Origin of the sequence: Lysobacter sp. K5869 (genome assembly GCF_018847975.1) — a bacterium.
Classification (GTDB): Bacteria; Pseudomonadota; Gammaproteobacteria; order Xanthomonadales; family Xanthomonadaceae; genus Lysobacter.
Genome location: NZ_CP072597.1, coordinates 2487566 through 2501782, shown reverse-complemented (window position 1 = coordinate 2501782; position 14217 = coordinate 2487566). Strand labels below are relative to the sequence as shown.

The 14217-nt window shown below is 69.3% G+C and carries 9 protein-coding genes; 1 reads left to right on the top strand and 8 read right to left on the bottom strand.

Annotated elements, in window-relative coordinates; genetic code table 11:
• Positions 1 to 4: 4 nt before the first annotated feature.
• From galE to prmC, 8 genes are all read right to left on the bottom strand, one after another.
• On the bottom strand, positions 5 to 1024 hold the full coding sequence (gene galE / locus J5226_RS10710) for a UDP-glucose 4-epimerase GalE (RefSeq protein ID WP_215839889.1): 1020 nt from the start codon (positions 1022 to 1024) through the stop codon (positions 5 to 7).
• Complete coding sequence (locus tag J5226_RS10705; protein ID WP_215839888.1) at positions 1025 to 2320, bottom strand: polysaccharide pyruvyl transferase family protein; 1296 nt, start codon at positions 2318 to 2320, stop codon at positions 1025 to 1027.
• 17 nt (positions 2321 to 2337) lie between these two features.
• Complete coding sequence (locus tag J5226_RS10700) at positions 2338 to 5142, bottom strand: glycosyltransferase (protein WP_255323107.1); 2805 nt, start codon at positions 5140 to 5142, stop codon at positions 2338 to 2340.
• Between the two features lie 73 nt (positions 5143 to 5215).
• Entirely contained in the window at positions 5216 to 6346 is a 1131-nt protein-coding gene (locus J5226_RS10695) for an ATP-binding cassette domain-containing protein (protein ID WP_215839886.1), read from the bottom strand.
• Positions 6347 to 6357: 11 nt separating this feature from the next.
• On the bottom strand, positions 6358 to 7143 hold the full coding sequence (locus J5226_RS10690) for a hypothetical protein (protein ID WP_215839885.1): 786 nt from the start codon (positions 7141 to 7143) through the stop codon (positions 6358 to 6360).
• A 43-nt stretch (positions 7144 to 7186) separates the two neighbouring features.
• A complete protein-coding gene (locus J5226_RS10685) occupies positions 7187 to 9499 on the bottom strand; it encodes a glycosyltransferase family 2 protein (RefSeq protein WP_215839884.1) in 2313 nt (770 codons plus the stop codon).
• 479 nt (positions 9500 to 9978) lie between these two features.
• Positions 9979 to 10920, bottom strand: coding sequence for a prolyl aminopeptidase (gene pip / locus J5226_RS10680; RefSeq protein ID WP_215839883.1), 942 nt, complete (start codon positions 10918 to 10920; stop codon positions 9979 to 9981).
• Between the two features lie 93 nt (positions 10921 to 11013).
• Positions 11014 to 11865 (bottom strand): peptide chain release factor N(5)-glutamine methyltransferase, encoded by an 852-nt coding sequence (gene prmC / locus J5226_RS10675; RefSeq protein ID WP_215839882.1) that lies wholly within the window; start codon positions 11863 to 11865, stop codon positions 11014 to 11016.
• Positions 11866 to 12388: 523 nt separating this feature from the next.
• On the opposite strand from prmC, the gene J5226_RS10670 reads away from it, so the two are divergent.
• A complete protein-coding gene (locus J5226_RS10670) occupies positions 12389 to 14008 on the top strand; it encodes a PKD domain-containing protein (protein ID WP_215839881.1) in 1620 nt (539 codons plus the stop codon).
• Positions 14009 to 14217: the final 209 nt, after the last annotated feature.

The window sequence follows — 14217 nt, the reverse complement described above, 5'->3', positions numbered from 1 at the left end:
GGCGCTACCGATAGCCGTCCGGGTTGGCGCACTGCCAGCGCCAGCTGTCCTCGCACATCTGCGCGACCGAACGCCGCGCCCGCCAATCGAACAAGCGCTGCGCCAACGACGCATCGGCCCAGCACCGCGCCACGTCGCCGGCGCGGCGCGGAGCCACGGCGTAAGGCACCGGGCGGCCGCTGGCGCGCTCATACTCGCGCAGCATTTCCAACACCGACACGCCCTGGCCGGTTCCGAGGTTGACCGCTACGCAGCCGCCGCCGTCCCGCTCCAGATAGTCCAACGCGCGCACATGCCCCTCGGCGATGTCGAGCACGTGCACGTAGTCGCGCACTCCGGTGCCGTCGGCGGTGTCGTAGTCGCCGCCGAACACCTGCAAGCGCTCGCGCTGGCCGGACGCGACCTGGGCGATGAACGGAACCAGATTGTTCGGCACGCCGCGCGGACTCTCGCCGATGCGGCCGCTGGGATGGGCGCCGACCGGATTGAAATAGCGCAGGCACGCGATCGACCAGGCCGGATCGGACGCGCGCAAATCGAACAGCATCTGCTCGACGAACAGCTTGCTGCGCCCGTACGGGCTGCCCGCGTCCAATGCCGAGGATTCGACCAACGGCATCGCCCCGCCCCGCGCGTAGACCGTCGCCGACGAGGAGAAGATCAGCCGGCGCACGCCGGCGCCGTGCATCGCCGCGATCAGCGCCATGCTGCCGCCGACGTTGTTGTCGTAATAGGCCACCGGGCGCCCCACCGATTCGCCCACGGCCTTGCTGCCGGCGAAGTGCAGGACGCTGTCCACGCCGTGTTCGCGCATCACCCGGATCAGCAGGCCGATGTCGCGCACGTCGCCATGCACGAAACTCAGCGGCCGGCCGGTCAGCTCGGCCAATCGCTCGGCCACCGCCGCCGAACTGTTGGCGAGACTGTCGAGCGCCACGACCCGGCGCCCGGCCCGGACCAGCTCCACGCAGGCGTGCGAGCCGATGTAGCCGAGCCCGCCGGTGACCAGGACCGCGCCGTCCATTCAGGCCTCCTCCGCGGCCGCCGGCTCGGATCGCGGCCGGCGCAAGTCGAACGCGCCGCGGTCGGCGAGCTTCATTTCCTCCTCGCTGCGGTCCGGGCGCAAGCGCAGACGCAGTTCGCGCATCAGCGCGTCCGGCGCCAGCTCGCCGCCGCCGAGCGAACGGACCAGCGCCGCCACCGATTCGGCGCGGATCGCGGCGATCCGCTGCGCCGGCGCCTCGTCGTCCGCCGCGCCGCCGCCCATGCGATGGCGCAGGCCGTTGCGCGACAAGAACGCGCGGTAACGATCGTATTTGTGCGCGAAGCCGGCGTTGAACAGCGAAAAATCCGTGCGTTCGTACAGCTCGGCCGCGCCGCGCAGGCCGTCGAACTCGTCGAAGAACGCGAAAGGAAGATTCAGGTACTCGCACAGCTCGCGCGTGCGCGAATCGCAAACCAGATTGAGCGCGGGCACGCCCACTTGCAACGCCGCCATGTTGCCGTGGAAGCGCGCGCCGACAGAGAACTCCATGCGCGAGAGGTACCCCAGCCACGACTCCAGATCGAAGAACCAGCGCACCCGCTCGCGCATCCACGCGTCCAGTTCGGCCGCGGCGAAATCGCCGTCGTTGTAGTACTGGAAGAAAAAGCGCCGCCGCTCGTCGCATTCGGCGTCGAACAGCAATTGGGTCTCGCTTTGGGCGACATAGGCCTCGCACTCGCGCACCGCGAAGCTCAGCAAATGGGCGACGGCGTCGCGATAGTTGCCGTAGGGAGTGCAATGCACGACGGTGCGCGGCCGCCGGCCGCCCAGGTCCGGCTTGCTCACCTGGAAGCCGCGGTCGTTGGCGAAGAAAAGCGACGGGCAGCCGATGACGTCCACGTTGCGGATGCCGGCCCGATGCAGCACTTCGGCGGTGAAGTAGCCGCGCACGCCGATGGTTTCGCAACGGTGCGACAGCGTCGCGACGAAGCGCCGCGTGCCTTCGCTCAGTTCGACCGGGTGCGAGAACGATTCGGCCTGCGCGCCGGCGCCGATCATCACCACCTGCGGAATTCGCCGCGCTTCGATGAAGTCCGCCAGCCAGCCCAGATCGGTGGCCGGGCTGATGAAGTTCGACATCGACAGCACCAGGGTCTGCGCGTCGGGCGGCAGCAACTCCAGGTCGTGCACCGTGCGGTAAGCGTAGAGCTGGCGGGACACCGCCTCCTCGAAGAACAAGTTGCCGGTGTTGTGGACCAGATTCGCGAGCCGGTCGCGAGCGGGCGCGTCGGGCGCGCCGGCGTCGACGACGGTGCGAAGAAAATACGTGCTCATGCCATCCCCCGCCGCGCTCAGCCGCGGACCGCGTCGAGGAGGTCTTCGACCTCGATCTCGACGTCGCAATCGCGCAGCACCGAGGCGATTTTTTCGATGCCGTTGAAGCCGCCGCGGCCCTCGCGCAGGCCGAAGGCGGCGTAATGCTCGATGCCGCGCGCGACGGTCCCGGTCTCCACCGCGCGGGCGACGTCGGCATGCATCGACAGGTACGCCGCTTCGTCGGCCGCGGCGATCTCGCGCAGCGCCGCCACCGGCGCACCGCGCCCGAGCATGTATTCCAAGGTCGCCATGAGCACGCGCCCCTCGGTCAGCTGGTGCCTGGACACGCGCTTGCGCGCCAGCGCGGCGCTGAGTTGCCGATAGCGGGCCTGATGCAACTTGACGTCCGAACGGCGCAGCACGCCGAACGCCACCGGGTAGAACTCCGCCGCGAGCGGGCCGGCGGCATGGACGAAGGCGATCAGCTTGTCCAGCGCGACCTCGCCGCGCCCGAGCTCGGCCTCGAGCTTGATGTCGGCCAAGCCCGGATCGTAGGGGGCGCCGGACGCCGCGGCCGGCGGCGCCACCACCGAATGCAGCGCGACCCAGTCGTCCTCGCCTTTTTCGCGCGACGCGCCCGCGCTCGCGCGCAAATCCTCGCCGAACGCCAGCGCCAACCGCGGCTCGCCCTCGGCCGAAGCCAAGCGCACCAGCAATCCGAGCATCTCCTCGCGCGACAGCGCCGGGTTCATCAGCTGATGGCGCAGGTCCGCGGTCTGCAGCAACGAGTATTGCCACCACAACCGGTTGTGCGCGTCGACCGCGACCTTCTTGCCCAGGGTCAGCGACAACAGATCGCGCGCGGCCTCGCCGTCGGGCGGCAGCGCGCACGCGTCGAAACAACGGCGGAAATTGCGCGACAGGCTGGTGCGCGAAAGCATGCTCGGCCGCCCCACCTCGTACAGGTACAGGGGCTCGGCGACGACTTCCAGGCGCAGGCCGGCCTGCGCCATGCGCAGGAACAGTTCGTAGTCCTCGTGGCCGACGCCGCGCAGCTCGGTGTATCCGCCCAGCGCGCGCAGCGACGAGGTTTTCAGCAGCGCGGTCGCCGCGCCCAGGCAATTCTCGAACGTCGCCACCGACAACGGGCCGCCGATCGGGACGTAGCAGACTTTCGGCTGCGCGCCGCCGAGCCCGGCGATCAGCTCGGAGCGGCTGGTCTCGGGCATGAACACGTTGAGGCAGTTCACCGCATCGGCATCGGTGGCCAAGGCGGCTTCGACCAAGGTCTCGATCAGATTCGGGAAGGCGTAATCGTCGTCGTCCAGAAAGCAGATGTAGTCGGCGTCGGTCGCCGCCAAGGCGCTGTTGCGGGCGGCGCCGAGATAACCGTTCTCGCGCCGGATCAAGCGGCCGCCGAGCCGATCGAGAAACGGCTCCAGCTGCGCCAGCGCTCGCTGCGCGGCTTCGCTGGAGGAACCGTCGTCGACGACGAGGATTTCCAGGTCCGGGTAGGTCTGGCGCGCCGCCGAGATCAGCGCGTCGGTGAGCTTGGCCGGCCGTTCGAAGTGGGTGATCGCCAGCGCCACCTTGGGCCGGCGCCGCCGCGGCGCGGCGACCGGCGCGGCGCTGCGCTGGCGGTGGAACTCCAGCCACGCGTCCTCGATCGCGCCCAGCGATTGCGCGGCGCGCGCCGGCGCCAGGCCATGGTCGACGGCCTGAACGATCTTGGCCGCCAAAGCGCCGGCCTCCATTTCGCACAGGCCCGGATAGTCCGGCTCCAGCAACTCGGGGCCGCCGCCGTCGCGCGAGCAAATCAGCGGCATTCCCAGCGCCGCCGCTTCCAGCACGGTGTAAGGACTGTTCTCGAACGGCGACGGCACCACCACCAGCGGCGACGCCAGCCCGCTCAGATACGCCGCCGCCGCGGAGCGGTCGAAGCCGGTGCGGATCGCGCAGTGGAACGGCCAGCGCTGGGCGCGGTCGATCAGATAAGCGCCGGAGGGCTGGGAATCGACCGCGCCGAACTTGCCCATGAACCCGACCCGGACATTGCGCTTGGCCAGATGCTCGCCGACGCGGTCCAGCGCGTCGCAGAACACCGCGAAGCCCTTGCGGTCCTCGTGCCGGGCGAACAGCACCAGATCCGTCGCCGGCCCGGCTTCGCGCAAATCGCGGCCCTCGGACTGCAGCTCGCGCACGATCTGCGAGCACACGTTCTTGAGCACCAGCGTGCGCTCCGGCGGCGGCAGCTCGAAGCCGTTTCCGCGCAGCCAGTCGACCAGGTAGGCGCTCGGGCTCACCGCGTAATCGGCATGGCGGATCGAGACCTTTTCCAGGTGATCGATCTTGAGCTGGTCCTCGTGCACGAAGAAGGTCTTGTTGGCCTCGATGGTCCAGCGCGTCGGCCCGTGCAACTGCACCACCAAGGCGGTGGCGGCGAACGCTAGCCCCTGTTTCTTGGCGTTGACGCAGAAGAACCCGAGTCCTTTGTAATCGTGGAAATGGACGAAGTCGTAGCGGCGCTGCGCGAGCAGCTGCCGGTACACCGCATAGGCGCGCCGCTCGTGCGAGGGCGGGCCGTCGGCGTGGCGTTCCACATCGAGCAGTTCGAGCTTGATCGAGCGCTCGCGCAGCCGCGCCCTCAGCCGCTCGGCCTCGGCCGCGGCCAACGGCGCGGTGGGGCAAAACAGCACGTCCACCAGCGCGCCGCGCGCCGCCAGCAGCAAAGCCAGTTCGTAGAACGCCGCGCCGATCCCCCCGCAGCCGCCGACGCCGGGAAGCTCCTCGGTCACCAGGCACACGCTCGGCCGCTCCGATAGCAGGTCGATTCTCTGCATCACGTTCATACGCTCCCCTTTCATATACCCCTCATCTCATCGCCGCGCGGGCCCGAACGCGGTCAGAGGCGGCTCAGGCCGCTTCCACGGTGCCGCCCGCGACCATCCGCAACGGCGCGCCGAGCCGCTCGCGGGTCATGCCCACGCACACGTGCAGTTCCCGCGCCAAGCGCTCCGGGCCGGCTTCGCCGAGCCCGTCCACCGCGAAACGGAAACCGAAGCGCCCGGACTTGCGCGCGGTGGCGCGCAAGACGTCGTCGCGCTCGATCCGCTCGAAGCCTTCGACGAAGCGCGTCCGGCCGTCGTACTCGACGCAAAGCACCTCGATCTCGCGGCCGCGGTCGCTGATCGCCCAACCTTCCACTTCGATCGCGTCGGCCGAAATGCGGATCTTCTCGACGAACCCGCTGACCTCGCCGAACAGCAGCGGATCGCGTTCGGCCGCGTGTTGCCGCAAGCGCGCGCCGGCTTGCGAAACCATGTCGCGGTAAATATCCAAGCCGTCGGCGATCGCGCCGAAGAAACGCATCTTGCCGCCGTCCAGCACCAAGGCCTTGTTGCACAGGGTGTGGTGCAGATCCAGGCCGTGTCCGGCCAGAATCACGATGCGGCTGTCGTGGAACCGGCTGCGCATGCGTTCCTGCGCGCGGCCGAGGAACGCGCCGTCGCCGGTGGCGATCCATTCGTCCAGCAACAAGATGTCCGGCTGCACCGCGGTGGAGATGGCGAACCCCAGGCGCGTGCGCTGGCCGGCCGACAGCGTGTGCAGGCGATGGCTGGCGCGGTCGCGCAAGCCGGCGAAATCGAGGATTTCGCCCATCGCCGCCTGCAGTTGCCGCCGCCGCAGGCCCATCGCGGTACCGCGCAGATAGACGTTCTCGGCCACCGATGCCTGCTCGGCGAACCCGAGCGTCGGCGAGAGCAGCGATTGCATCCGCCCCCGCGTCTCCACCGTTCCGCGGGTCGGCGCGAACGCGCCGTTGAGCACCCGCAACAGCGTGGTCTTGCCGGCGCCGTTCAGACCGATCAGGGCGATCCGGTCGCCCTCCTCGGCCGCGAACTCGATCTGCGACAACACCGTGACGTAGCGGCGCGTGCTGCCGCTCAGACTGGCGCGCAGTCCCGATGCGCGCTCGGCCGACAGGTTCTGCATGTCCAGCGGCAGTTCCAGCGAAACGTTGCGCGCACGCACGAGGGTCTTCATCGGCCGCAGACTCATAACCAGGTCGCCACGCGGCGCGCGCAAGCGCGATAGGCCATCGCCGCGGCGATCAATCCGACCCCGGTCAGCGCGGCCAGATACAGCCAACTCTGCGCGCCGACGCTTTCGCCCAGCAGCGGGCCGCGCACGGCGAGCAGCAAGTGGTGCAGCGGGTTGGCGCGCATGAACACGCCTGGCGCGGTGTCGGCCGGCGCGTTCTGCGGATACCACACCACCGGCGTGATCAGGAACGCCGCCATCATCACGCTGCCCATCAACTCGCCCAGATCGGGAAAGCGCGCGCCGGCCAGCCCGAGCAGCACCGAAACCGAGAACAGGTTGACCAGCAAGATCGCCAAGCCGAGCGCGGCCAGCGGCAGTCCCGACGGCGCGAACGACGGCGAGGCGGCGGCGACCGCCAGCACCAGCGGCAGGCTCAGCAGGAAGTAGTAGAACGAGCGCGCCAGGCAACGCAGCACATAGTCGGTCAAGCGCAGATGGCCGTCGTAAATGTAGTGCTGGAAGCTCGAGAACAGCCCGGTCGCGTCGGTCATCACCGTCGACAGCAGGCGGAACAGGATATAGCTCAGGCCGACGTGCGCGAGAAACCGCGAAGTCTCCAGTCCGGGCTGCATCGAGGCCAGAAATCCGCCGATGCCCCAGATGTAGACCACGGTCGGAATCAGCAGCCACAGCAGTCCCAGCCGCATCTTGCGGTAACGCACCGCGGTATCCAGCCAACTGCCGTACAACCAATGGTCCGGCCGCCGCAAACTGCGCATCAGATGATCCAACAACATCGCTTTCGCACTCCGCGTGGAATCGGGAATCGGGAATCGGGAATCAGGACGCCGTCGCCACGCACAGCCGGCTCGCCGCCGGCCGCGGCGGGAACGCCAGCTCGAAATGAACGCTGTTCAACGACAGGTTCGGGTTGTAGGCCGGGTCGTTGCTCAAGAACTCGCCCCAGCGCCGCAGCATGATCGCCGTCTCGCCCAGGAAGCGCTCGCGCTTCTCCGGCGTGTCCTCCGGCCCGCGCGACGCCGACTCGTGGTGATACAACTCCGCGTGCGGCGTCCACACGTTGCGATAGCCGCGCGCATGCAGGCGCAGGCACAGGTCGACGTCGTTGAACGCCACCGCCAGGCTTTCGTCCATGCCGCCGACCTCGGCGAACACTTCGCGCCGCAGCGCCAGACAGGCGCCGGTCACCGCGCTGAGGTTCTGGACCACGCCCGCGCGGCCGAGATAACCGTTGCTGCCGCGGCGCAGATGCCCGTGGGCGTGGCCGGCGACGCCGCCGATGCCGAGAATCACGCCGGCGTGCTGGATGGTGTCGCCCGGGTAGTAGAGCATCCCGCCGACCGCGCCCACCTCTTCGCGCACGGCGTGCGAGACCAGTTCGTCGAGCCAGTCCGAGGCGATCGCCTCGGTGTCGTTGTTGAGCAGGCACAGGATCTCGCCGCGCGCCTGCGCGGCGGCATGGTTGATCAGGGCGGAGAAATTGAACGGCAACGGCCAATCCAGCACCCGCACCCGCGGGCGCCGGCGCAGCGCGTCGAGATAGCTCAACGCGTCGGGCTCGCTGGAACCGTTGTCGACCACCAGCAGCTCCAGCGGCTCGTAGCCGGTGCGCGCCAGCACGCTCTCGACGCAAACGCGCAGCAGATCGGCGCGGTCGCGGGTGGGAACGATCAACGAAACCAACGGACGCCGGCCCAGGCTGCGCACGCAACGGTAGTAGCCGTGCCCGGTGATCTCCACCCGGCCGCGCACGCCGGTGCGGGCGTAGTGCTCTTCCAACGCGCGCCGCCCGGCCTCCAGCGCATAAGGTTTGGCGTCCGCGGACAGCGCGGTGGATTCGGGCAGCACCCGCCAGTGGTACAGCACCTGCGGGACGTGCACGATCTGATCGGCGTCCAGGCGCTCGGCGCAGCGCAGCAGCAAGTCGTGGTCCTGCGCGCCCTCGAAACCGGCGCGCAGTCCGCCCAGCTCGCGCACCAGCGCCGCGTCGATGGCGAGGAAATGGCAGATGTAGTTCTGCGTGCGCAACAGGTCCGGGTTCCATGCCGGCTTGAAGTTGGGCTCGAAGCGCCGGCCGCTCTCGTCGATCTTGTCCTCGTCGCTGTAGAACAACTTCGCGCGCGGATGCTCGGCGACGGCGCGCGCGATTTCGGCCAACGCTTGCGGCGCGAGTTCGTCGTCGTGGTCGAGGAATCCGAGGAAATCGCCGCGAGCCAGTTCGATCGCGCTGTTGCTGGCCTCGCAGATGTGGCCGCGGTTGCCGCGCAGGCGCAGATCGATCCGCGCGTCGCGCGCGGCGTAGTCGCGCAGCAGCTTGCGCACCGCGCCGGAGCGCGAGGCGTCGTCGGCGATGCACAGCTGCCAGCGCGGATAGGTCTGCGCCAGCACGCTGTCCAGGCAGCGCCGCAGCCACGGCAGCGGCGGGTCGCGCACCGGCAGCACGATCGAGATCGTCGGCCCGTCCGCCGCTTGCGCCGCGTCCGCCGCGTCCGCCGCGGCGAGCGAGGGCGCGGGGCGCTCGTAGCGGGCCAGCCAGTGCGGATAGGAATGCGCGCCCTGCCGCAACGCGCGGCGATAGCCTTGCAGCAGCGCCTTGCCGCCCTCGGCGACGCGGCCGCGCAACACCGCGGCGAGGAATCGCGCGCCGATGCCGACCGCCTCTTCGCACAGGACGTCGCGGCGCGCGCGCTGGATTGCGCGCAACATTTCCCACACCGCGCGCGGGCGCGAGATCTTGCGCAGGCCGAATTCGCGCAGGCAAAAACGCGCGGCGCACTCGCTGGGATCGAAGCGCAAGCGGCGCAGGCGCGAACCGAGCAGGACCACGCTGCGCGAACGCCCGTCGCCGTCCGGCTCGGCCAGGCCGATGCGCAAGGCCTCGGTCATGCCCGCGCCGAAGTCGGGATACAGACAGGGGGCGAGGATCCGGCCGTCCTCCACCTCGAAGCGCAGATCCAGCAGGTACCAGCCCGGCGGCGGCAGCTCGCCGAGCGCGCTCTCCACCTCGAACTGCGGATCGTCGCCCTGGGTCGCATAAACGGTCGGCGAACGCAGGGGGTGCGAGCGCAGCTGATTGATCGGCGCCAGCCTCAGCCGACCGCCCTGTGCATAGACTCGGTTAGTCGCGAACATTGTCCCTCGTCGTGCGGCGCGCCCCGAGCGTCCGCGGATGTCGTGTCCTCGTTCGATGCGGTCGTCGCGCGCACACCGCCGACAACGCCCGACCGATTGGCGGGCGATTGCAACGCGCTGGCGAAAAGCGCGTCAAGCCGGAGAATTTCAATGATTTCCGTGGAATTTCGTCGGCTCGCCCGCACAAGCCCTTGATGCGAATCGATTCGACGAGGATTCGCTACACACTTCCGGTGACATTAACGGACGCGCAAAACCTTGGATTCGACACCAGGTTGCGCAGTGCGATGCAGCTTATTTTTCCGTCGTCTCGCGCAACTGCGCGGAAATCGGAGCGCGGCCGGCCGTTGCGGCGGGTCGCGGAGAAACGGCGCGAGGCGACGGACTCGCCGTCGCGCGCGCAGAGAAGCGGTGGATGGGCCGCGCGGCGGCGACGCGGACGGCCGGGGCCCTCCGCGCCGCGCCGAGCGTCGCCGGGATCAGGCGAACCGATCCGTCGCCCGCACCAAGGCGTCGATGTTCTCGGCTTCGAACGCCGAATGCCCGGAGGCCGGGGTGATCGCCAGCTCGGCCTTCGGCCAGGCCTTCTTCAGCTCCCACGCGTTTTGCACCGGGCAGACCACGTCGTAACGGCCGTGCACGATCGCGCCCGGAATGTCGGCGATCTTGTGCGCGTCGCGCAGCAGCTGATCCTCGACCTCGAAGAAGCCGCCGTTGACGAAGTAATGGTTCTCGATGCGCGCGAACGCGAGCGCGAACTTGGCGTCCTCGTGGCCGCTGACGAAATCGTCGTCCACGTGCAGGAAGCTGGTCGCGCCTTCCCACACGCTCCAGGCGCGCGCGGCGTCCAGGCGGGTGGTCTCGTCGTCGCTGGTGAGGCGGCGGTGGAACGCGCTGATCAGGTCGTGGCGCTCGACCGGCGGAATCGCGTTGACGTAATGCTCCCATGCGTCGGGGAACAGGCGCGAGGCGCCTTCCTGGTAGAACCACTCCAGTTCCCAGCGGCGCAGCATGAAGATGCCGCGCAGGACGAGCTCGGTCACGCGCTGCGGATGCGTCTGCGCATAGGCCAGCGCCAGGGTCGAGCCCCACGAGCCGCCGAACACCTGCCAACGCTCGACGCCGAGCTTGACCCGCAGCTTCTCGATATCGGCGACCAGATCCCAGGTGGTGTTGTCGACCAGATCCGCGTGCGGCGTCGAACGCCCGCTGCCGCGCTGATCGAACAGCACGATGCGGTACTTGGCCGGATCGTGGAAGCGGCGCATCTTGGCGCTGCAGCCGCCGCCGGGCCCGCCGTGCAGCAGCACCACCGGCTTGCCCTCGGGGTTGCCGCACTGCTCGTAATAGAGCGTGTGGCGGTCGTCGACCTGGATCGTGCCGGTGTCGAAGGGTTCGAGTTCGGGATAGAGCGTGCGCATCGCGGGCCTCGCAGTCGGTAGGCCCGCAGTTTAGCCGGCCCCGCGCGGGCGATCGGTGCCCGGTGCGGCGATTCGGCGCGAGGCCCGGACGGTTCAGCCCGGCGAACGACCCAAGGTGACGCGGTCGCGCTGTTCCCAGTCGAGTTCGGTCGCGACCTCGACCCATCCGGCCGCCCGCAGCAGCGCGCGCACCGCCTCGCCCTGTTCCCAGCCGTGTTCGATCAGCAGCCAGCCGCCGGGATTCAGGTGCTCCAGCCCTTCGCGCGCGATCACCCGGATCGCGTCGAGCCCGTCGGCGCCGGAGGCCAGCGCGCTGGTCGGCTCGAAGCGCAGATCGCCTTGGGCCAGATGCGGATCGTCCGCTTCGATGTACGGCGGGTTGCTCGCGATCAGATCGAAGCGCTCGCCGCGCAGCGGCGCGAACCAATCGCCGAGGCGGAATTCGACGTTGCCCAAGCCCAACTCGGCGGCGTTGGCGCGCGCGATGTCGAGCGCGTCGGCGCTGAGGTCCACCGCCAGCACCCGCGCGCGCGGCCGCTCGGCGGCCAGCGCCAGCGCGATCGCGCCGCTGCCGGTGCCCAAGTCGGCGATGCGCGGCGCGTCCTGCGCCGGCAAGCGTTCGAGCGCGAGTTCGACCAGCCGCTCGGTTTCCGGGCGCGGAATCAGCGTCGCCGGGCTCACCCGCAGATCGAAGCGCCAGAACCCGCGGCGGCCGAGCAGATAGGCCACCGGTTCGCCGGCGGCGCGGCGTTCGAGCAGTTCGGCGAAACGCGCGCGCGCTTCGGCTTCGACCGCGTGGTCGTCGTGGGCGAACAGCCAGCTGCGCGAGCGGCCGAGCGCGTGCGCCAGCAGCAGTTCGGCCTCGGCCGGCTCGATGCGCGCGCGCGCGGCGCGCAGCAGCGCGTCCACGCGCGGTGCGGGGTCGGAATCGGCGTGGGAAGTCATCGCTGCATTGTACGGCGGCGGGTCGCGGGGCGCCCTCGCCGGAGGCGCTTCGGAGCGACGCTTTCGGGGCGCAGTACCGCAAGACCCGCGCGCTTGGCGGCGCACCTTTCCGAGGAATGCCCGCATCCGGCCAGGCTGCGGCCGGAGCGGAAACATCGGACCTCGAAGCCCTGCCCGCGCCCCCGGCGCGCGAACCCGATGCCCGCGCGCGACGCCACCCGCCCCGCGTTCGCGCTAAGCCGTGCTGCGACGCAACGCAATCGTTCGCCAAGCTGTGCGCGCCATCGAATCCGCGACAGCCCGCGGCCGCGAGCGCAGCGCGTTGATTGCTCGGGAAAAACTTCGCCGCGCCGGGATTTTTAAACGTTTAGACCGGGTTTAAATCGATCTAAATATTGACACCGCGAAATCGCCGCTCGCACTGTCGGCCGCGTCGCCGCCCGCGGCGACACCTTTTCGCGGCGTCGCCCCGATGCACCGCCGCGAACGCGCCGACGACGACCATCACTCCAGGGGATCGCCCATGACCGTGCCGAGCCAGCCTTCCGCTTCCACCTCTTCGACGCCGGCCCTACGCCGCCTCGTCCCGGCGTTCGCCGCGCTCGCCCTGGCCTGCGCCGCGCCGGCCGCGGTCGGCGCCGAATCGGCGATCTTCGGCGGCGGCCCGTTCTATTCCGGCGGCCAGACGGTCATCAACGACCTCAAGGCCTCCGGCTTCACCACCGTGTTCCTGTGGAGCATCCACATCGAGGACAACGGCGATCTGGTCTACAACGACATCCCCGTGGTCAAGAACGGCGCGTATGCCGGCGCCGATGCCGATTGGCCGGCGCGGCTGGCCTCGCTGAAGACCGCGCCGACCTCGGTCAAGCGCGTGGAAGTGTCCATCGGCGCCTGGGGCGTGCCCGACTTCGAGCGCATGGCCAAGCTCGCCAACGGCACCGCCGCCGGCTGCGGCACGACCATCGTCTGCGGCACCGGCAGCACCAGCATCCTGTACCGCAACTTCCAGGCGCTCAAGACCGCCACCGGCGCCGACGCGGTCAACTTCGACGACGAGAGCTATTACAACGTCGCCGACACCACCACCTTCGGCAACATGCTGGTCGGGCTGGGCTACAAGATCACCTTCGCGCCGTACACCAACCAGAGCTTCTGGAAGGGCGTGAAGGACAACCTCGGCGCCTCGGTCGACCGCATCTACCTGCAGGTCTACGACGGCGGCGCCGGCAACGATCCGGCCAACTGGAACACCGCGATGGGCATGACCGTCATGCCCGGCCTGTGGACCAAGCACGGCACCGGCTGCAGCGCCGGCGACAGCCCGACCTCGGTCAACACGCGCATGGCCGGCTGGAAGACCAGCGCCGGCATCGGCGGCGGTTTCCTGTGGCTGTACGACGACATCCAGAAGTGCTGGTCGCAGGGCACCAGCGCGCAGTACGCGGCGGCGATCAACAACGCGCTCAGCGGCAACACCGCGCCGGTCGCCAACTTCGGCGTCAGCGTCAGCGGCCTCACCGCGACCTTCAGCGATTCCTCCAGCGACGCCGACGGCAGCATCGCCTCGCGCAGTTGGAACTTCGGCGACAGCTCGACCTCGACCGCGACCAACCCGTCGCACACCTACGCCGCGGCCGGCAATTACAGCGTCAGCCTGACCGTCACCGACAACGGCGGCGCGACCAACACCAAGACCACCACGGTGTCGGTGGGCTCGGGCAACGCCAACCTCGCGCTCAACAAGCCCACCACCAGTTCGACCGCGTGCAACGCCAACGAAAGCGGGGCCAAGGCGGTCAACGGCAGCGTGTCGGGCGGCACCACCGACAAATTCTGCTCGCTGGCCTCGCCGGCATGGCTGCAGGTGGATCTGGGCTCGGCGCAGACGGTCAGCAGCTTCACGGTCAAACACGCCGGCGCCGGCGGCGAATCGGCGAGCTGGAACAGCAAGGCCTTCACCATCCAGACCTCGACCAACGGCAGCACCTGGAGCACGCCGGTGTCGGTGACGGCCAACACCGGCAACACCTCGACCCACGCGATCACCGCGACTTCGGCGCGCTACATCAAGCTCAACGTGACCACGCCGACGCAGAACACCGATCCGGCGACGCGGATTTACGAGTTCGAGGTGCGTTGAGCGGCAACGGCGCCGCCGTCGCTCTCTCCGGCGGCGGCGTCGTTTCGGTGGTGCGCGGTAGGAGCGGCGTGAGCCGCGACCGCGACAGCGCAACTGCGCCGGAGGTTTCGCGATGGTTGCGTTGTCGCGGTCGCGGCTTGCGCCGCTCCTACAAGTAGCGAACCGATTCGACGGGCGAAAAAAAAGATCGCCGGTGTTGCCACCGGCGA

Bases quoted from the DNA above. Each gene is read 5' to 3' on its own strand.
- galE (WP_215839889.1), bottom strand. From the start codon at position 1,024: ATGGACGGCGCGGTCCTGGTCACCGGCGGGCTCGGCTACATCGGCTCG.
- J5226_RS10705 (WP_215839888.1), bottom strand. From the start codon at position 2,320: ATGAGCACGTATTTTCTTCGCACCGTCGTCGACGCCGGCGCGCCCGAC.
- J5226_RS10700 (WP_255323107.1), bottom strand. From the start codon at position 5,142: ATGCAGAGAATCGACCTGCTATCGGAGCGGCCGAGCGTGTGCCTGGTG.
- J5226_RS10695 (WP_215839886.1), bottom strand. From the start codon at position 6,346: ATGAAGACCCTCGTGCGTGCGCGCAACGTTTCGCTGGAACTGCCGCTG.
- J5226_RS10690 (WP_215839885.1), bottom strand. From the start codon at position 7,143: ATGTTGTTGGATCATCTGATGCGCAGTTTGCGGCGGCCGGACCATTGG.
- J5226_RS10685 (WP_215839884.1), bottom strand. From the start codon at position 9,499: ATGTTCGCGACTAACCGAGTCTATGCACAGGGCGGTCGGCTGAGGCTG.
- pip (WP_215839883.1), bottom strand. From the start codon at position 10,920: ATGCGCACGCTCTATCCCGAACTCGAACCCTTCGACACCGGCACGATC.
- prmC (WP_215839882.1), bottom strand. From the start codon at position 11,865: ATGACTTCCCACGCCGATTCCGACCCCGCACCGCGCGTGGACGCGCTG.
- J5226_RS10670 (WP_215839881.1), top strand. From the start codon at position 12,389: ATGACCGTGCCGAGCCAGCCTTCCGCTTCCACCTCTTCGACGCCGGCC.